Source organism: Pseudomonas ficuserectae, from assembly GCF_024584585.1.
In the GTDB taxonomy this organism is placed as follows: domain Bacteria; phylum Pseudomonadota; class Gammaproteobacteria; order Pseudomonadales; family Pseudomonadaceae; genus Aquipseudomonas; species Aquipseudomonas amygdali.
The window spans coordinates 3,899,998-3,918,859 of record NZ_CP085684.1; the positions used below are offsets into that span (position 1 = coordinate 3,899,998).

Annotated in this window: 18 protein-coding genes; 4 read left to right on the forward strand and 14 right to left on the reverse strand. The window is 58.2% G+C overall.

The genetic code is table 11. The features are described from left to right. Positions 1-7 precede the first annotated feature (7 nt). The 3 genes from LJU29_RS17085 to LJU29_RS17095 are packed head-to-tail and all read right to left on the reverse strand — an operon-like array spanning position 8 to position 3,035. The gene (locus tag LJU29_RS17085; RefSeq protein WP_005744453.1) at positions 8-1,006 is read right to left on the reverse strand and encodes a lysylphosphatidylglycerol synthase domain-containing protein; all 999 of its coding nucleotides are present in this window, start codon (positions 1,004-1,006) and stop codon (positions 8-10) included. Next, positions 1,003-2,253 (reverse strand): cardiolipin synthase ClsB, encoded by a 1,251-nt coding sequence (gene clsB / locus LJU29_RS17090; RefSeq protein ID WP_057452956.1) that lies wholly within the window; start codon positions 2,251-2,253, stop codon positions 1,003-1,005. Before clsB ends, LJU29_RS17085 begins: the two co-directional genes overlap by 4 nt. Next, the gene (locus LJU29_RS17095) at positions 2,250-3,035 is read right to left on the reverse strand and encodes an endonuclease/exonuclease/phosphatase family protein (RefSeq protein WP_005754456.1); all 786 of its coding nucleotides are present in this window, start codon (positions 3,033-3,035) and stop codon (positions 2,250-2,252) included. Before LJU29_RS17095 ends, clsB begins: the two co-directional genes overlap by 4 nt. A 215-nt stretch (positions 3,036-3,250) precedes the next feature. Between LJU29_RS17095 and LJU29_RS17100 the strand changes: the two genes are divergently transcribed. Then, positions 3,251-3,790, forward strand: coding sequence for a cytochrome b (locus LJU29_RS17100; protein WP_005754458.1), 540 nt, complete (start codon positions 3,251-3,253; stop codon positions 3,788-3,790). A 1-nt stretch (position 3,791) separates the two neighbouring features. Here LJU29_RS17100 and LJU29_RS17105 read toward each other — a convergent pair whose 3' ends face one another. The 3 genes from LJU29_RS17105 to psrA form a co-directional block, all read right to left on the reverse strand. Continuing rightward, a complete protein-coding gene (locus LJU29_RS17105) occupies positions 3,792-4,532 on the reverse strand; it encodes an S-methyl-5'-thioinosine phosphorylase (protein ID WP_257110976.1) in 741 nt (246 codons plus the stop codon). A 9-nt stretch (positions 4,533-4,541) separates the two neighbouring features. Then, on the reverse strand, positions 4,542-5,552 hold the full coding sequence (gene nagZ / locus LJU29_RS17110) for a beta-N-acetylhexosaminidase (RefSeq protein ID WP_257110977.1): 1,011 nt from the start codon (positions 5,550-5,552) through the stop codon (positions 4,542-4,544). 103 nt (positions 5,553-5,655) lie between these two features. Beyond that, on the reverse strand, positions 5,656-6,372 hold the full coding sequence (psrA, locus tag LJU29_RS17115; protein ID WP_005754461.1) for a transcriptional regulator PsrA: 717 nt from the start codon (positions 6,370-6,372) through the stop codon (positions 5,656-5,658). A 258-nt stretch (positions 6,373-6,630) separates the two neighbouring features. Between psrA and lexA the strand changes: the two genes are divergently transcribed. Together lexA and sulA are read left to right on the forward strand one after the other, a co-directional pair. After that, complete coding sequence (lexA, locus tag LJU29_RS17120; protein WP_002554100.1) at positions 6,631-7,239, forward strand: transcriptional repressor LexA; 609 nt, start codon at positions 6,631-6,633, stop codon at positions 7,237-7,239. A gap of 9 nt (positions 7,240-7,248) precedes the next feature. Continuing rightward, the gene (sulA, locus tag LJU29_RS17125; RefSeq protein WP_004656886.1) at positions 7,249-7,719 is read left to right on the forward strand and encodes an SOS-induced cell division inhibitor SulA; all 471 of its coding nucleotides are present in this window, start codon (positions 7,249-7,251) and stop codon (positions 7,717-7,719) included. A 16-nt stretch (positions 7,720-7,735) separates the two neighbouring features. Here the strand turns inward: sulA and LJU29_RS17130 are convergent, their stop codons facing one another. From LJU29_RS17130 to LJU29_RS17160, 7 genes are all read right to left on the reverse strand, one after another. Further along, positions 7,736-7,969, reverse strand: coding sequence for a hypothetical protein (locus tag LJU29_RS17130; protein ID WP_002554102.1), 234 nt, complete (start codon positions 7,967-7,969; stop codon positions 7,736-7,738). A gap of 61 nt (positions 7,970-8,030) precedes the next feature. Further along, positions 8,031-8,552, reverse strand: coding sequence for a DUF6586 family protein (locus LJU29_RS17135; protein ID WP_004665748.1), 522 nt, complete (start codon positions 8,550-8,552; stop codon positions 8,031-8,033). Between the two features lie 122 nt (positions 8,553-8,674). Then, positions 8,675-11,287: a type I DNA topoisomerase gene (topA, locus tag LJU29_RS17140; RefSeq protein ID WP_058401590.1), complete on the reverse strand. Its 2,613-nt coding sequence runs from the start codon at positions 11,285-11,287 to the stop codon at positions 8,675-8,677. 114 nt (positions 11,288-11,401) lie between these two features. Beyond that, positions 11,402-11,638, reverse strand: coding sequence for a DUF1653 domain-containing protein (locus tag LJU29_RS17145; RefSeq protein ID WP_004656893.1), 237 nt, complete (start codon positions 11,636-11,638; stop codon positions 11,402-11,404). 104 nt (positions 11,639-11,742) lie between these two features. Further along, positions 11,743-12,918 carry an acetyl-CoA C-acyltransferase FadA gene (fadA, locus tag LJU29_RS17150; RefSeq protein ID WP_004656895.1) on the reverse strand — a complete coding sequence of 392 codons (1,176 nt, stop codon included), beginning with the start codon at positions 12,916-12,918 and terminating at the stop codon, positions 11,743-11,745. A 4-nt stretch (positions 12,919-12,922) separates the two neighbouring features. Beyond that, positions 12,923-15,088: a fatty acid oxidation complex subunit alpha FadB gene (gene fadB, locus LJU29_RS17155; protein WP_004665750.1), complete on the reverse strand. Its 2,166-nt coding sequence runs from the start codon at positions 15,086-15,088 to the stop codon at positions 12,923-12,925. A 651-nt stretch (positions 15,089-15,739) separates the two neighbouring features. Further along, a complete protein-coding gene (locus LJU29_RS17160; protein WP_004656900.1) occupies positions 15,740-16,177 on the reverse strand; it encodes a hypothetical protein in 438 nt (145 codons plus the stop codon). Between the two features lie 131 nt (positions 16,178-16,308). Between LJU29_RS17160 and LJU29_RS17165 the strand changes: the two genes are divergently transcribed. Continuing rightward, the gene (locus tag LJU29_RS17165; RefSeq protein WP_004665751.1) at positions 16,309-16,749 is read left to right on the forward strand and encodes a universal stress protein; all 441 of its coding nucleotides are present in this window, start codon (positions 16,309-16,311) and stop codon (positions 16,747-16,749) included. A 66-nt stretch (positions 16,750-16,815) separates the two neighbouring features. Here the strand turns inward: LJU29_RS17165 and LJU29_RS17170 are convergent, their stop codons facing one another. Next, positions 16,816-18,726, reverse strand: coding sequence for an ATP-binding cassette domain-containing protein (locus LJU29_RS17170; protein ID WP_002554111.1), 1,911 nt, complete (start codon positions 18,724-18,726; stop codon positions 16,816-16,818). Positions 18,727-18,862 lie beyond the last annotated feature (136 nt).

The window sequence follows — 18,862 nt, forward strand, 5'->3', positions numbered from 1 at the left end:
CCGGCCCTCAGGTCTTCGCTTCCTGCCCCATTCGCTGCTGGTTCTTCTGGCCCATTTTCTTCGCGCGTTTTTCCAGCACCAGATACACCACCAATGCAATCAACAGCGGCAGCAGGAAGTAAATGGCGCGGTAGCCGATCAGAGCTGCCAGCAGACTGCCCTTGGAGAACTGGTGAGCCAGCAAGGTAATGAATACAGTCTCAAGCACGCCCAGCCCGGCTGGAATGTGAGTAATGACACCCGCGATGCTGCTGATCAGCAACACACCGAGAATCGCCGGGTAAAACGCCTTGTCGGGCAGCAGCGTGTAAATCACCGCAGCCATCAGCGACCAGTTCAGAGCCCCCAGGCTGGCCTGCATCAAGGCCTGCTTCATCGACGGTAGATTGAATTCCTGATCACGAACGGTCCATGAGCGCTTTTTGGAAAACCGGCAGGCCAACAGGTAGGCAAAACACACGGCCAACAGTCCGAAACCGATCAATTGCAGGGTCGTGGTGCCGATCGACCATTCCTCTGGCAACTCCAGAAAACGCATCGAAAACACGAAACCAGCCAGCAGCATGTAACCCAGCCAGTTGGTAATCAGGCTGAGGCTCAGAATCCGGGTGATGGTCGACACGTCCAGCCCCAACCGGGAATACAACCGGTAACGCAAGGCGATGCCGCCAACCCATGAACTGAGATTAAGGTTGAATGCGTAGCAGACAAAGGTCACAGGCACGATCTGCTTGATCGACAATGTGTGGCGGGTGTAATACCGCGCCAGTATGTCAAAACCGCAATAGGTTGCGTAACTGGCAAAGGCCACAACAGCGGCAATGGCCAGAGTGCTGGCCTTGTAGGACGAAAGCGCCTGCTTGACCTCTTGCCAGTCAAGGTTCTTGACCAGCAGAAACAACAGGACCGGGACAGCAATGAAGAAAAACAGATTGAATATCCGCTTTGCCCATTTCCATTTGGCTCCCTGCGCACTTCGCGGCGCTGCATTTGCGGCCTGAGTCATGAAGTTTTCTCCTGGTCCATCTCGTGGTTGTTCTGTTGCTGTTCGATGACTTTCGCTTCCGGCACCACGTCACCGGCCCGTAACGGCTTGAGGCGCACACCGTGAACCGGGAACAGGCCGGCAATGGCCGGAAAACGCCGCAGAAAAAAGAAGCTTAAAACGATCATCGGCGCACGCCACCACTGACCACGCGCCGCGCCCTTGAGGCTCATCTGCTTACTGTGCGCAGCGGCAAGCTCCATCAGATGGTTTTGCAGATGCTCATTGAGCCCGCGATCACGAATGAACAGATTGGCCTCCAGGTTCAGCGCCAAGCTCAGCGGGTCGAGATTGCTGGAGCCCACGGTGGACCAGTCCTGATCGATCAGCGCGACCTTGCCGTGCAATGCACGTTGCTTGTACTCGTGAATGACCACGCCGTCGCGCAGCAGGTAAGTGTAGGTCAGCCGCGAGCAGACCCGCACGAACGGCATGTCGGGCTGACCTTGCAAAATAAGGGTGACCTTGACGCCCCGCCGTGACGCATTGCGCAGCTCACGCAGAAAACGGTAGCTGGGATAAAAATACGCGTTGGCCAGGGTGATCCGTTGCTTCGCAGTGCGAATCGCCTCAAGGTACTGCTCTTCGATATCGGTACTGTGCTCGTCATTGTCGCGCTCGGCGAGCAGCATGCTGGCGTCACCGGCACGGTCCAGCTTCAGTGCAATGGGCGGCAATTTGTCACGAACGACCTTGCTGAGCATATTCAACGCGCTGTGGTGAATATCGCCAACAATCGGGCCACAGACCAGAACGGCATAGTCCTGTTTGGCCGTCACCCCCGTGTCAGTCATGTGATCAACGCTGTAGTTGATGCCGCCGATAAAGCCCAGTTCGCCGTCAATGACGACCACCTTGCGGTGCAGACGGCGGAACAGGTTGGTGCGCATACCCATGAATCGCGGACGCGGGTCGAACAGCTGAATCTGAATACCGGCATCGATCATGGTTTTGACAAACACCGAACTCAGGTCCGATGTCCCGTAGTCATCTACCGTGACAACCACTTTCGCGCCGTTGGCCGCAGCTTGGAGCAATGCCTGTTGCAAGCCCTCGCCAATCCGGTCTTCAAAGATGATGAAAGTCTCGATCAACACCTCTTTGCGCGCGGCCCGTATGCACTCAAACACCCGGGCGTAGAAGTCTTCACCGTTGATCAGCAGCTCTACCGAGTTACCATCACACCACTGCCCTGTCGTATTACTCATAAGGTCAACTCCACCGCCAGCGGTGCATGATCGGAAAGATGAGACCACGGGCGGCTGGACAATACTTTCGGCCTGTGGGAAGTCGCGTTGCGGATATAAATCCGGTCCAGCCGGAGCAACGGCCAGCGGGCCGGAAAGCTTTTGGCCGGCGCGCCGAAGCGCTCGACAAAAACCTCGTGCAGCCCGGTGCCCTCCAGCAAAGCATCGGCGCGCTGACGCCAGTCATTGAAATCACCGGCAACGATCACCGGCTCACCCTCGGGAAGACGCTCCATCAGCTCGGCGAGCAGGTTGAGCTGCTGACGCCGATGACTTTCACGCAAGCCCAAGTGAACACACACCGCATGCACCCGACCGGTGTATGGCATCTCCAGGATGCAGTGCAGCAAACCGCGCTGCTCGGTGCCATGAATGGAAATGTCGAGGTTCTCGTGCTGGATGATCGGGTACTTGGACAGCAGCGCGTTACCGTGATCGCCATCCGGGTACACCGCATTACGACCATAGGCAAAGTCGTTCCACATGCTGTCGGCGAGGAACTCGTACTGGGAAATCTTCGGCCAGTCCTTGACGCTGCGCGCATGGCTCTGGTGCTCGCCGTGCACTTCCTGAAGAAACACGATATCGGCCGATACAGTACGCACAGCCTCACGCAACTCCGGCAAAATGAAGCGGCGATTGAAAATGCCAAAGCCCATGTGCATGTTCATGGTCAGTACATTCAATGAAACACTGGCGGACACTGGCGTTGCTGGGCCGACAGGCGGATTGGCACTGGTCAAGACTCGCTCCCGGGTGAATATTCACGTCATATGAAGCCACCCATCGGCACAGGTTCCGTCCCGTGTCGCCTGTGCTGCGTATTTGCCATATTCAGTCGGGCATATTCAATGGCACAGATCTGACGCTGAAAAAAACGCGTACAAATGAAACGCAGGATCCCGGCAACTGCCTAAACTGCTTACCGGACCTGTAAAAAGCGACAAGGAATCCAACCGTGGATGCACCGACTTCTCAACGCTACACCGCACGAGCCAGATGGCTGCACTGGGTCATGGCCATACTGATTGTGCTGGCGTATACCCTGATTCTGAGCCGCAGTCAGTTTGGCAAGGGTTCTGAATACCGCACACTGGTCGTGCAGAGCCATTTCTGGGTGGGGATTGTGATTCTGGCCATGGCGTTTTTCCGCGTCGCCGAACGTCGACGGCATCGTCCGCCCGGCATAACGCCGCCGCTTGAAGGCGCGTTGCGCTTAGCCGCGACACTTACGCATTACGTGCTGTATGCGTTCCTGTTCGCTCAGCCTTTATTGGGCCTGCTGACGGTGATGGTGGAAAAAGGCGCGTTACCCATTCCCCTCACCGACCTGCAGATACCCTGGCCCCTGCCGACCTCGGATCGCAGGGCCGAAACGTTCGAAGATGTGCACAAGCTGCTGGGCTCGATCTTCTATTACGTCATCGCCCTGCACGTAGTCGCCGCGCTCTGGCATCACCTTGTGCGCAAGGACAACACCCTCAAGCGCATGCTGTAAGTCAGGAGGCTGACAGAACCCGGGCGAGCGTGGCTTTTACCTTGCCCATACCATCGCGCAGGGCCTGTTCGATTTCTGCCATGGTTATGACAGTGGTCGACTTGCCCGCTGCCGGATTGACCACCAGCGCCAGGCAGGCGTATTCCAGCTCCAGCTCACGGGCCAGAGCGGCCTCGGGCATACCAGTCATGCCGACGATGTCGCAGCCATCACGCTCAAGGCGGATGATTTCGGCGACCGTCTCCAGGCGCGGCCCCTGAGTACAGGCATAGACACCCCGATCAGAGAACTCGCACCCTTCAGCGGCCAGTGCTGCAACCAGCCGCGCCCGTAACGCTTCGCCGTAGGGATAGCTGAAGTCGATGTGCGTGACCTCTTCCAGATCATCGGCAAAGAACGTGTGCTGGCGACCGCTGGTGTAGTCGACCAGATCATGCGGCACGCAAAAGTGCCCGGTGCCCATCGCAGGATGTATGCCACCTACCGCATTGACCGCCAGAATCGCTTCGGCACCAGCCTGCTTCAAGGCCCAGATGTTGGCCCGGTAGTTGACCTGATGCGGTGGCAAACGGTGCGGATGACCATGCCGCGCCAAAAACATCACTTCGCGACCGGCATAATCGCCGATCTGGATTTCGCCGGAAGGTGCGCCATAAGGCGTGTTCATCGGCAAGGACTGCCGAATGTTCAGGCCTTCCAGCTGGGTCAGGCCAGTCCCACCAATAATCGCGTAAACAGTCATCGCAAATCCTTAATCGATCAGTTGAGCAGCGCGCAGGGCCTGAAGCGCGGCCTGCCAGCGCGGGTGTTGCCGATAATCAGTACTGGCTGATGCCTGACCGCGCATACGCGCGATGCGCGGCGAAGGCCTGACTTTCAGGCGCTGGGCCGCACCGAGGGCCAGCTCTGCCGCAGCGCGGTCATTACATACCAGCCCCATGTCGCAACCCGCCGTCAGCGCAGCCTCGATACGGCTGGCGACATCACCGACCACATGGGCACCGGCCATCGACAGATCATCGCTGAAAATAACACCGTCAAATTTCAGTTCGTCGCGCAGGATGTCTTGCAGCCAGCGCTTGGAGAAACCGGCAGGCTGCGAATCGACTTTCGGGTAAATGACATGAGCAGGCATCACTGCAGCGAGCTGTCGGCTCAGGCGTGCGAACGCCACCAGATCGCTGGCGCGAATCTGTTCCAGACTGCGCTCGTCATTCGGGATAGCCACGTGAGAGTCGGCTTCGGCCCAGCCGTGGCCAGGGAAATGCTTGCCGGTCGCAGCCATGCCAGCCGCGTTCATGCCACGAATAAACGCCCCTGCCAGCAGCGCCGCACGCTCCGGGTCGCCCTCAAACGAACGCGTCCCGACGACCGCGCTGCGCTGGTAGTCCAGGTCCAGCACCGGAGCAAAACTCAGGTCCAGGCCGACAGCCAATACTTCGGTGGCCATCAGCCAGCCGCAATGCTCGGCCAGCAGTACAGCATCTGGCTTGTCGGCAATAGCGCGCATCGGCGGTAGACGCACGAACCCCTGCCGCAGGCGCTGGACCCTGCCGCCCTCCTGATCCACTGCCAGCAGCAAGTCCGGGCGAACGGCGCGAATCGCCGCACTCAGTTCACGAACCTGACGGGGATGCTCGATGTTTCGGGCAAAGATAATCAAACCGCCCACTTCGGGCTGACGCAGAAACTGACGGTCTTCGCTGGTCAGCCAGGTGCCGGCGACATCGACCATCAGGGAGCCTTGCAGGCCAGAACTCATAGAAAAAACCCTTACACACCAGTGCCCATTTGCAATCCGGGCATGGTGCTTGATCCTGAAGCCTGACGCAATGCGATGCGCCGGTACATTAAGGCTTGGAGCGTCAGGCCTTGGCGACCGCAGGCGTGCCGGTGCTGCTCTTGCTACGCGGCCTGAGTTGAGCGGCGATCATAGTCGGGTCACTGACGCCGGTGTCGGCACGCATGCCTGCGGCCAGAAACGGCACCATCAGGCGCATGACCTGCTCGATGGAGGTATTGACGCCAAAATCGGTTTCGGCAATCGCACGCAAGGCCTTGATGCCGGACATGCTGAATGCGGCGGCACCGAGCATGAAGTGCACGCGCCAGAACAGCTCGATAGGCGGAATACGGGGGGCGGCTTCGTTGACCAGCATCATGTAACGACGGAACACCTTACCGTACATGTCTTCAAGATAACGGCGCAGGTGGCCCTGACTCTGACTGAAGGCAAGCCCTAAAAGACGCATGAAGATCGAGAGGTCGTTACCGCTTCGCGGTTGCACGACAAGCGCCTGCTCGACGAGGATCTCCAGCAGTTCTTCCAGGCTCGGCTTGTGTTCGGGTTTTGCCTGGCGACGCTCCAGCTCGCGATCGAGACTGATGCAGAACGGGCCGAGAAAACGTGAGAACACCGCCTGAATCAGCGCCTTTTTCGAACCGAAGTGATAGTTCACCGCAGCCAGATTGACCGAAGCCTTGCTGGTGATGAGACGCAAGGAGGTTTCAGCAAACCCCTTTTCTGCGAATAACTGCTCGGCAGCATCAAGAATGCGTTCAACGGTTTCCGACTGGGCCATGGCTCTCTGCCTAACAAACGAACGTTTGAAACATACGTATCAGGCGCCCCGTTTGTCAAGCGGACCCGTTCATTTTGTGGCTGAACAGTCACGAAACTGGATGTTAAATGACAATAGACAGCTTATACAGCGCTTTTTGACGCAAGGCTTCGCAACCCCCCACCGCACCGCCTGGCGGCGAAAGTAAAAAGGATGATTGCCAACGCGGGTTCACTGTATATAATCCCAGTCACTGTATAAAAAGCCAGAGCGCCCATCATGATCAAACTGACGCCACGCCAGGCTGAAATCCTGGGCTTCATCAAACGCTGCCTGGAAGACAACGGCTTTCCACCTACACGTGCGGAAATCGCCCAGGAGCTGGGTTTCAAATCGCCCAACGCAGCGGAAGAACACCTTAAGGCATTGGCTCGCAAAGGCGCCATCGAAATGACCCCTGGTGCCTCACGCGGCATCCGCATTCCCGGCTTTGAAGCACGGCCGGATGAAAGCAGCCTGCCGGTCATTGGTCGCGTAGCAGCTGGCGCGCCGATTCTGGCTCAGCAACATATCGAAGAGTCCTGCAACATCAACCCTTCCTTTTTCCATCCCAGCGCCAACTACCTGCTGCGCGTTCACGGCATGAGTATGAAGGACGTCGGAATTCTGGATGGCGACCTGTTGGCGGTGCACACCACTCGCGAAGCACGTAACGGCCAGATCGTAGTTGCCCGGATTGGCGACGAAGTCACCGTCAAGCGTTTCAAGCGTGAAGGCAGCAAAGTCTGGCTGCTGGCTGAAAACCCTGATTTTGCCCCTATCGAGGTCGATCTCAAGGATCAGGAGCTGGTGATCGAAGGTTTGAGCGTCGGCGTCATTCGCCGCTAAGGAGGCGTTATGCAGTTCCATCAAGCACCGCATTCACAATTGCCACTGTTCGAGGCGTTTCTGGCTCAGCCCATCGCCCCGCTGCTTGCCGATGCAGTCGAAACACCCTGGGGCAACGAGCCAGAACTCTTCAGTGAACTGTCTTTGCGCGGCGCCGCCGGGAACTGCCTGAACCTTCTGGCCCCTATCCTTCGGGAACTGAGCGAAGAAATCGACGCACGCTGGCTGACGCTGATTGCGCCACCCTCAAGCCTGACCCAGACCTGGTTGCGCGATGCAGGACTCAACAGGGAACGGATTCTGCTACTGCAGCCGCGCGGCACACAAAGTGTACTGGAGCTGACTCGCGAAGCACTGAGACTCGGTCGTAGCCATACGGTTGTGAGCTGGATCAATCCACTTGGCACCGCAGCGCGTCAGCAATTGATCAGTGCTGCAAAAATCGGGGAAGCACAGAGCCTGAACATCCGGCTGGGCTAAAAAGCCCGGTCGTCGATCAGTGCAGGACGTGGGGCACGTCATCCTTCTCGACTTCGCCCTCAGCCAGACGGCCAGCCATCTGTACGCCCACACTCAACATGGCCTTGGCGACTTCAACATGCTGACCTTGCATGAACGCTTTGGCATCCGCAGAGAAATCAAGCGTCACCAGAGAACCCTCGTCATCGGCACGACGCAGTTCAATACGTCCGTCAGGCAGTTCGACAATTTCCAGGAAAGAGGTAGGCATTACAGTTACTCCGCAAGAGGCGGGCATTGTAACAGCCTGCCAGCCTGCACTTCATTGGTTTTCAGCACTCGCTCAGGCCTTCACGAAAACGGATGGCCAACCCTTTGAGTTGCTGACGCCAGTTTTCGAGCTCTTCACGTGTCAGTTCAGACTCCGGCTCAGCGTCCAGGTTCACAGCCTGTATCATCGGCTGTGTGACGTCACCCTTGAGCTTTTTCGGTGCACGCGGCGGCTCATACAACGCGTTATAGGCCGTCAGCAACTGAGCCAGCCATGTCTGGCGGTTCTGGGCAAGCTCAACCAACTCGGCCATTTCGGGAATTGCTATGGCGTTCAGCACTTCCTGAGTCAACAAGTCCTCCGCACGACGCGAGCCGGCCTGCGGCAGTCGGTAGAACCCCGCGATCTCGTGGCACAAGCCGAGCAGCGCGCCATACAGATGAAACAAGGCGGACTCACGCTCGGCCTGCAACAATGCAGGCGCGTTCACCGCCTGCCCCTTCTCCGCCTTCCCCAACGCTTCGAGCGCAAGCCCTGCAAAATAGATCTTCTGGTTGGTACGGGTATAGAGCTCATGAGCCATGGCGAGACTCTCCATAACAATGGGATAGAGAACAGCATAGCCTGTGGCGTCGGATCAGTCTGGCACCGCAGGCCGTGCCTGTCGAAAACAGCGCCCGACACGTTTGCGTCGGGCGCTTGCGATCAACGCTTGTCTTCAACCTTCCAGGCGCTGCCGTCGTAGAACGCACGCCAGCCCGTAGGCTTGCCCTCTACTTCGGTCTGGACATACTGCTCTTTGGTCTTGCGACTGTAACGGATCACTGTTGGACGACCGTCCGGATCCTTCTTCGGCGCTTCGCAAAGGAAGTGGTACTTGGGATCGATTTCGTCCTTGTGCGGCGCGATCTCGATAACAAGCGGGGCACGGGTTTCACGGTTTTTCGGGAACTGGCTGGCAGCCAGGAACAGGCCCGAAGCGCCGTCACGCAGAATGTAGGTGTCGTCGACCTTGTCGCACTTGAGCTCCGGCATCTTCACCGGGTCCATCTTCGGTGGTGCTGCGTCGCCGCTTTTCAGCAGTTTGCGGGTGTTCTTGCACTCCGGATTGGTACAGCCGAAGAACTTGCCGAAACGACCGGTCTTGAGCTGCATTTCGCTGCCGCACTTGTCGCATTCCAGACTCGGGCCTTCGTAGCCTTTGATCCGGTAAGTACCTTCCTCGATCTCGTAACCTGTGCAATCGGGGTTGTTGCCGCAAATGTGCAGTTTGTGCTTTTCGTCGAGCAGATACGCGTCCATCGCCGTGCTACAGATCGGGCAGCGATGTTTGCCGCGCAGAACCCGCGACTCGGACTCGCCCTCGTCATCGTCGGCAATTTCGTCACCGGGGGTCAGATTGACAGTCGCCTTGCAGCGTTCCTTGGGCGGCAGGCTGTAGCCGGAGCACCCCAGAAACACACCCGTCGAGGCCGTGCGAATCTGCATCGGGCGGCCGCATACCTTGCACGGGATATCGGTCATCACCGGCTGGTTGGCACGCATGCCGCCATCAGCGGCCTCGGCCACGTCGAGCTTTTTACGGAAATCACCGTAGAACTCGTCCAGGACGTTTTTCCAGTCGCGCTCACCCTGAGCCACGTCGTCGAGGTTTTCTTCCATCCCGGCGGTAAAGCCATAGTCCATCAGGTTGGAAAAGCTTTCGGACAGACGTCCGGTGACGATGTCACCCATTTTTTCCGAGTAGAAGCGGCGATTGTGCAGCGCCACGTAGCCACGGTCCTGAATGGTCGAAATGATCGCGGCGTAGGTCGACGGGCGACCGATACCGCGCTTTTCCATTTCCTTGACCAGACTGGCTTCGGAATAACGCGCTGGCGGCTTGGTGAAGTGCTGGCTGGGGTCGAGCTTGTTCAGCTTCAGCGCTTCGCCCTGCGCCATGTCCGGCAAAACGTCGTCATCGCCCGGCTTGGCCATCTGTGGCAACGCACGGGTATAGCCGTCGAACTTGAGGATGCGGCCCTTGGCGCGCAGCTCGAAGTCGCTGGCGGCGACCGTGACGGTGGTCGACAGGTATTGTGCAGGCAGCATCTGGCAAGCCACGAACTGGCGCCAGATCAACTCGTAAAGGCGCTCGGCGTCACGCTCCATCCCGGCAAGCTTGGTCGGGTGGGTGTTGACGTCGGAAGGTCGAATCGCTTCGTGAGCCTCTTGCGCGCCTTCCTTGCTGCTGTAGACGTTAGGCGATTCCGGCAGGTACTTCTTGCCGAACTCGGTTTCAATGTAGTCACGCGCCATGCTTACCGCGTCGGCCGACAGGTTGGTCGAGTCGGTACGCATATAAGTGATATAGCCAGCCTCATACAAGCGCTGTGCCATCATCATGGTCTTCTTGACGCCGAAGCCCAGGCGATTGCTCGCCGCCTGCTGCAGGGTCGAGGTGATGAACGGCGCCGAGGGCTTGCTGCTGGTCGGCTTGTCTTCACGCTTGACGATGCTGTAGCTGGACGCCTTGAGCTTTTCAAGGGCTGCCATGGCCTGGGTTTCGTTCAGCGGTTTGAACGCTTCGCCGTTTTCACGCGCCACTTCGAACCGCACATTGGCGCCTTTGGCGGTGCCCAGATCGGCGTGGATTTCCCAGTATTCTTCAGGGTTGAACGCGCGAATTTCACGCTCACGCTCCACCACCAGCTTCACCGCAACCGACTGCACACGACCGGCAGACAAACCACGGGCCACTTTCTGCCAGAGCAGCGGCGAGACCATGTAGCCTACGACGCGGTCAAGGAAACGACGCGCTTGCTGAGCGTTGACACGGGCAATGTCCAGCTCGCCTGGCTTGGAAAACGCTTCCTGAATGGCTTTCTTGGTGATCTCGTTGAACACCACGCGCTTGTAGCGGCTGTCATCCCCGCCGATGGCTTCGCGCAGGTGCCAGGCAATGGCTTCCCCTTCGCGGTCCAAGTCCGTCGCGAGATAGATGGTGTCGGCATCCTTGGCGAGCTTGCGCAGCTCTTCAATGACCTTTTCCTTGCCAGGAAGGATCTCGTACTTGGCCTTCCAGCCATGTTCCGGATCGACTCCCATGCGCGAGACCAACTGGCGCTGCGCCTTTTCTTTAGGCGTCAGTACCGGGCCCTCGCCCGCAGCAGCCTTGCCACGCTTGGCGGCAGGGTCTTTGGCGGCACTAGCGGAACCGCTGGTGGGCAGGTCTCGGATATGGCCGATACTCGACTTCACCACGTACTGGTTGCCCAAATACTTGTTGATGGTCTTGGCCTTAGCCGGGGATTCCACGATGACCAGCGATTTGCCCATGGATCAGAAAATTCCTGAATAACTAGATGAAAGACAGTGAGGAGCTTGTAAAGGCCACGCTATATATAGTGGCTACAAGGTGAGGTCAAGCACAGCCTGTTGTGCAATTCCTTCTCACGTTGGTGAAAACAGGCTGGGTTCAGCCTCAACCAGAGCAAAGCGCGGGACGTGCTCGCCGTCAACCTCGACCGACTCCAGAAACATGCTCAAGGGACGCACCCACATCCCGAAATCGCCGTACAGAGCCTGATAGAACACGACTTCCTCTTCGGTTTCGGAATGCCTGGCAACACTGAAAACCCGGTACTGCGGGCCTTTGTAATGGCGATAGAGCCCTGGTTGCAGTTGCATGCTGCGGTCCTCTTGTAACACGTTCAAAAAATTTGGCTGAAGAAACCTTTTTTCAAAAAACAAAAGCCGGGGCACCAAGCCCCGGCTCGCATCACACACAGGAATCAGACGCGTTCGAAAACGGTCGCGATGCCCTGCCCCAGACCAATACACATGGTAGACACACCGAAGGTGCCGCCATTTTGCTTCATGACATTGAGCAAGGTGCCGGAGATGCGCGCGCCGGAACACCCAAACGGATGACCCAGAGCGATGGCGCCGCCGTGCAGGTTAACCTTCTCGTTCATCTTGTCGAGCACTTTCAAATCTTTCAACACCGGCAAGGCCTGTGCAGCGAAGGCTTCGTTGAGCTCGATGAAGTCGATATCGGCGATCGTCAGACCTGCACGCTTGAGCGCTTTCTGAGTTGCCGGAACCGGACCATAGCCCATGATCGCTGGGTCGACACCGGCCACGGCCATCGAGCGAATCACCGCCAGAGGCTGGATACCGAGGTCCTGGGCGCGCTGCGCCGACATGACAATCATGCACGACGCACCGTCAGTGATCTGCGAGGACGTACCGGCAGTCACGGTGCCACCTTTTGGATTGAACGCCGGCTTGAGCGCGGCGAGACTTTCCAGGGTGGTGTCCGGACGAATGGTCTCATCGTAGTCAAAGACCTTGAGGAAGCCGTTCTCGTCATACCCCTGCATCGGGATGATCTCATCCTTGAACTTGCCTTCCAGCGTCGCCTTGTGGGCCAACTGGTGGGAACGCAGGCCGAAGGCATCCTGCTGCTCGCGGGTGATGCCATGCATTTTGCCGAGCATTTCAGCGGTCAGGCCCATCATTCCGGAGGCTTTGGCAGCGTGCAGGGACATGTGCGGGTTCGGGTCCACGCCATGCATCATGCTGACGTGGCCCATGTGCTCCACACCACCGATGACGAACACGTCACCGTTGTTGGTCATGATCGCCTGCGCAGCGGTGTGCAGCGCGCTCATGGACGAACCACACAGACGACTTACTGTCTGCGCAGCCGAAGTGTGCGGGATCTGGGTCAGCAATGACGCCATGCGCGCGATGTTCCAGCCCTGCTCCAGGGTCTGGTTGACACAGCCCCAGATCACGTCCTCGACTTCAGCCGGATCAACCTTGTTGTTGCGCTCGAGCAATTTGCTGATCAAATGCGCGGACATGTCTTCAGCGCGGGTGTTGCGGTGCATGCCGCCCTTGGAGCGACCCATCGGGGTACGACCGAAGTCGACAATCACGACGTCTCTTGGATTAAGGCTCATTCGTTCATTCCTCGGAAGACGCTTGACCGAAGAAGCTCTGGCCTTTACTGGCCATTTCACGCAGCTTCGCGGTCGGTTGATACAGGGCACCCAGCTCGGCGTATTGGTCAGCCAGGGCTACGAATTCGGCAACACCGATGGAGTCGATATAGCGCAGCGCACCGCCACGGAATGGAGGGAAACCAATACCGTAGATCAGGCCCATGTCGGCTTCGGCAGCGGTTTCGACGATGCCGTCTTCCAGGCAGCGAACCGTTTCCAGGCACAACGGGATCATCATCCAGTTGATGATGTCTTCATCGCTCACTTCACGCTGTTCGTAGACGATCGGCTTGAGCACATCCAGCACAGCCGGGTCATTGACCTTCTTGGGCTTGCCCTTCTTGTCGGTCTCGTAGGCGTAGAAGCCCTTGCCGTTCTTCTGTCCCAGACGTTTGGCTTCATAAAGCGCGTCGACCACAGAGCGGCGATCATCCTTCATCCGGTCAGGGAAACCTTCGGCCATGACATCACGGCCATGGTGGCCGGTGTCGATACCGACAACGTCCATCAGGTAGGCAGGCCCCATCGGCCAGCCGAATTTCTCCATGACCTTGTCGATGCGCACGAAATCCACGCCTGCGCTGACCAGCCTGGCAAAACCGCCGAAGTACGGAAACAGTACGCGGTTGACCAGAAAGCCCGGACAGTCGTTGACCACAATCGGGTTCTTGCCCATTTTCCTGGCGTAGGCAACGGTCGTGGCGACCGCTTCTTCGCTGGACTTCTCGCCACGGATCACTTCCACCAGTGGCATCATGTGCACCGGGTTGAAGAAGTGCATGCCGACGAAGTTTTCCGGACGCTTGAGGGCCTTGGCCAGCAAGCTGATCGAGATGGTCGAAGTGTTGGACGCCAGAATGGTGTGCTCACCCACGTTGGCTTCGACTTCCGCCAGTACCGCCTGCTTGACCTTCGGGTTTTCGACAACCGCTTCGACCACCAGGTCGACGTTGCCGAAATCGCCGTAGGAAAGCGTAGGACGAATCGCGTTAAGCGCTTCGGCCATCTTCGCCGCAGTCAGACGGCCTTTTTCCAGACGGCCGCCAAGCAGTTTGGAGGCTTCGTTCAGACCCAGCTGAATGGCTTCTTCGCGGATGTCCTTCATCAGGATCGGCGTGCCCTTGACTGCCGACTGATAGGCAATGCCGCCGCCCATGATCCCGGCGCCCAGTACGGCGGCCTGTTTCACGTCCTTGGCGACTGCGTCGTAGCCCTTGGCTTTCTTTTTCAGTTCCTGATCGTTCAGAAACAGGCCGATAAGGCTCTGCGCAGCAGATGTCTTGGCCATTTTCACGAAACCGGCGGCTTCGATTTCCAGCGCCTTGTCACGACCGAAATTGGCGGCTTTCTGGATGGTCTTGATCGCCTCGACCGGTGCCGGATAGTTCGGTCCGGCCTGACCTGCGACAAAACCTTTGGCGGTTTCGAATGCCATCATTTGCTCGATGGCATTGAGCTTGAGCTTGTCCAGCTTGGGCTGGCGCTTGGCCTTGTAGTCGAACTCGCCGGAAATGGCGCGCTGAATCAGGTCAAGCGCTGCGGCCTGAAGCTTCTCGGGTGCAACTACAGCATCAACGGCACCAACCTTCAGAGCATCCTCTGCGGAGCTTTCCTTGCCTGACGCGATCCATTCGATTGCGTTGTCAGCACCGATGATGCGCGGCAAACGCACAGTACCGCCGAAACCAGGGTATAGGCCCAGCTTGACTTCGGGCAGACCGATGCGAGCACTGCTGGAGATGACCCGATAGTCTGCGGCCAGGCACATTTCCAGACCGCCGCCCAGCGCAATGCCGTTAATAGCGACAACGGTGGGGACGCCCAGATCTTCGAAATCGCTGAAAATCCTGTTGGCTTGCAGATTGCCCGCAACCAGTTCGGCTTCCGGCAACTTGAAGTTGTCGACGAACTCGGTGATGTCGGCACCGACGATGAACACGTCCTTGCCACTGCTGACGATCACGCCCTTGACCGAGGCATCGGCCTTGATTGCATCGACTGCCTGACGCAATTCATTGAGGGTGAGGCGGTTGAACTTGTTGACGGACTCACCCTTGAGATCGAAATTCAATTCGACGATGCCACTTTCAAGAGCCTTAACCGTGATGGCTTTACCTTCGTAAATCATCAACTGATCTCCACAATATGGAAGCTGAACAATACCCGCCGGACATTAATGTCCGACGGGGCTACGACGTCGCCGTCGATGAACTCGCCAAATCACACGTTTACCCGCCGCGACGTGGTAGCCAGGATTCTGTCAGAGCCTTCTGACGACCAAACGATCATTTCATACGCCCGTTTGATTTGGGTACGCACACCATCAGGCATAACCGAGAGATTGTCAATTCGACTAAACACTCGAAAATATTCGTTTTCGCGGGAATATGCAGGCACTCCATAATGCCCACGCCTGTGTGCGATCCGCCATCATTCGCCAGCGTGATAGTAGCCGAACTCAGGTGCTGTAGCCTGACCTAGAGAGCGTGACACGAGACAGTTGTAGGCCAGGAAAATCAGGCGCGGACGCACCGCCTGAGGGCACATACAAAAAATATTTGCAGGAATCGCGACAAAATGGAGCAAAAGGGCTAGAGTCGCAACACTGCGCCACAAGAGGCTCGCAATGCAGCTGATTTGCGGGTGCGCAACAGCGAAGGCCGACATGGCGGCGAAAGCCTGTCGGCACGCGACGAATTATCGGCCTGCCTGGCCAACCCCGGCCCGATGTTGTTATCGGGCTTTTTAATGCCTGCGATTTAATGCCTTTGAGTCAGGCTCAGGCCAATTCCCTGAGCAGCTTATCAATACGCTGCAACACTTCTGCCTCGCCCCGCTCCGCCCAGTACACGGCAACCATCTGCCCGTCAGCCTCGACCTTGTAGGCATCTGCGGGTAACGTCTGCAAATGAGGCAGCAGCTTTGGATCTTCGCAGACCTCACGCCAGCGGTTGCGCCAGACGCCCGGCTCGCTCTGCCAGTAAACCCAGGCATCTGCATGCGAGCTCAGCCGCGGGCGATGGTACTGTGCGCAAGGGCTTGGCGGCTCTTTCGTCAGCCAGTGCGGCCACTCTTGCGGGGCAAGCTGCATACCCATTCCCAGACGGCGCGCCTCCATGCGCAATGCCATCCTGCCGCTCTGATGACGCGACGGGCGCAACCACACAAGCGGGCTCAGCATCACACCAATGATTGACAGGACTATCCAGACCGTCATATTTCTTGCCCCCCACCCGATCTCGGACTTCTCACAACATTTTTGAAAACAATGGCTTGCACAAGGGTCTGCCCAGATGCGAACGAAAGAGCCATACTCCCACCATCGCAATGTTCCCGGAGGACACCCTCATGCCATACGAACACATTCTGGTTGCTATTGACCTCACCGATGAGTGTGACCCGGTCATCCGTCGCGCCAGCTTGCTGGCCAAGGCCAGCGAAGCAAAACTGTCGGTAGTGCACATCGTCGAACCAATCGCCATGGCGTTCGGCGGTGACGTCCCGATGGACCTTTCGCAATTGCAACAGCAACAGATGGATCAGGCCCAGGAGAAGCTCGAAAAGCTCAAACTCAAGTACCCGCAGCTGAAAACCAGCGAAAACCACATAGTGATTGGTCAGCCACGGCAGGAAATCCACAAACTCGCCAAGAGCAAGGCTTGTGACATGATCGTCGTCGGCAGCCATGGCCGCCACGGCCTGGCCTTGTTGCTTGGCTCCACTGCCAACGACGTCCTGCACGGCGCACCATGTGACGTGCTGGCAGTGAGCCTTAAAAAGCCCGAGTAATCTGGCCTGCTACAGCGAAAAGCCCGGTTACCCGGGCTTTTTTGCATCACACGAACGCGTCAGCGATCACTCGTCCAGTTCGGCCCAGCGCTCCAGCAGCTTGTCCAGCTCGGCCTGCAGGTTTTCCAGCTGCGCCAGCACGGCAGCAGTCTGTTCCGCAGAACGCTGGTAAAAGCCCGGCTCGGCCATTTCTGCAGTCAGGACGGCCATCTTGCCTTCAACCTCATCGATCTGCGCAGGCAGCGCCTCCAGCTCGCGCTGAAGTTTGTAGCTAAGCTTCTTCTTTGCGACCGGCATGTCCTGCGCGGCAACCGGTGCGGCCTGCACCACAGCGCTGGCCAGTTCGGCCTTGCCCGACTTGGTGTCGGCAACACCCAGAAGACGCGGCGAACCGCCCTGACGCAGCCAGTCCTGATAACCACCGACGTATTCGCGAACCTTGCCTTCACCTTCGAACACCAGCGTGCTGGTGACGACGTTGTCGAGGAATGCCCGGTCGTGGCTGACCATCAATACGGTGCCCTTGAAGGTCAGCAGAACCTCTTCGAGCAGCTCCAGAGTTTCGACGTCCAGGTCGTTGGTCGGTTCGTCGAGCACCAGCAGGTTGGCAGGCTTGCTGAACAATTTGGCCAGCAACAGACGGGCACGCTCGCCACCGGACAGCGCCTTGACTGGCGTGCGGGCACGTTGCGGGCTGAACAGGAAGTCACCCAGGTAACTCAGGACATGACGGCTCTGGCCATCGATGTCGATGAAGTCACGCCCCTCGGCAACGTTGTCGATCACGGTCTTTTCCAGGTCGAGCTGGTGACGCAACTGGTCGAAATAGGCCACATCGAGACGCGTACCGACTTCAACCTTGCCACCGGTCGGCTGCAGGTTGTCGAGCATCAGCTTGAGCAATGTGGTCTTGCCGGTGCCGTTCGCGCCGAGCAGACCGATACGGTCTTCGCGCTGCAGAACCATGGAGAAATCCTTGATCAACATCGGGCCACCCGGATGGGCAAAGCTGACGTTGTCGAGAACCATGACCTGCTTGCCGGACTTTTCGGCAGTATCGAGCTGGATATTGGCCTTGCCGGTACGCTCACGGCGCTCGCTACGCTCTACACGCAGCTCCTTCAGAGCACGCACGCGGCCTTCGTTACGGGTACGACGAGCCTTGATGCCCTGCCGGATCCAGACCTCTTCCTGAGCCAGACGCTTGTCGAACAGTGCGTTGGCAGTCTCTTCGGCTGCCAGTGCGGCTTCCTTGTGGACCAGGAAACTGGCGTAATCGCCGTCCCAGTCGATCAGGCCACCGCGGTCCAGCTCAAGAATACGGGTCGCAAGGTTTTGCAGGAATGCCCGGTCGTGCGTGATGAACAGCACCGCACCCTGGAAATCCTTGAGGGCTTCTTCAAGCCAGGCGATAGCGCCGATATCCAGGTGGTTGGTCGGCTCGTCGAGCAACAGCAGATCCGGCTCGGAAACCAGCGCCTGAGCCAGCAGAACACGGCGACGCCAGCCACCGGACAACTCGGCCAGGGTCTTGTCGGCAGGCAACTGCAAGCGGCTGAGAGTGCTCTCGACCAGTTGCTGCAGGCGCCAGCCATCACGGGCTTCGAGGTCTTGCTGAACATGCATCAGCTTGTTCAGGTCTTCCTCGGTGACGCAGTTCTGCGCCAGATGGTGGTATTCGGCCAGCAACGCACCGACGCCATCCAGACCTTCGGCCACCACGTCGAAGACAGTCCGTCCATCGGCTACCGGCAATTCCTGGGGCAATTCGCCGATCTTGAGGCCGGGCGCACGCCAGACAGCCCCGTCATCAGGCTTCTGAACGCCTTTTACAAGCTTCAACATGCTGGATTTGCCTGTGCCGTTACGGCCGATGATGCACACCCGCTCACCACGGGCGATCTGCCAGGACACCTTGTCCAATAACGGCATGGCGCCGAAAGCAAGGGACACATCGCTGAATTTGAGCAGGGTCATGAGCTTCTCCAAAAACCGGGCGCGCATTCTACCTGAGATAACCGGCGGATGTCGGGAATCGTGGCACCCGTGACAACTTCCACATCCCCTTCATAACCGACAATTATTTCCATATGAGACAAGCTCGTCGGCAATG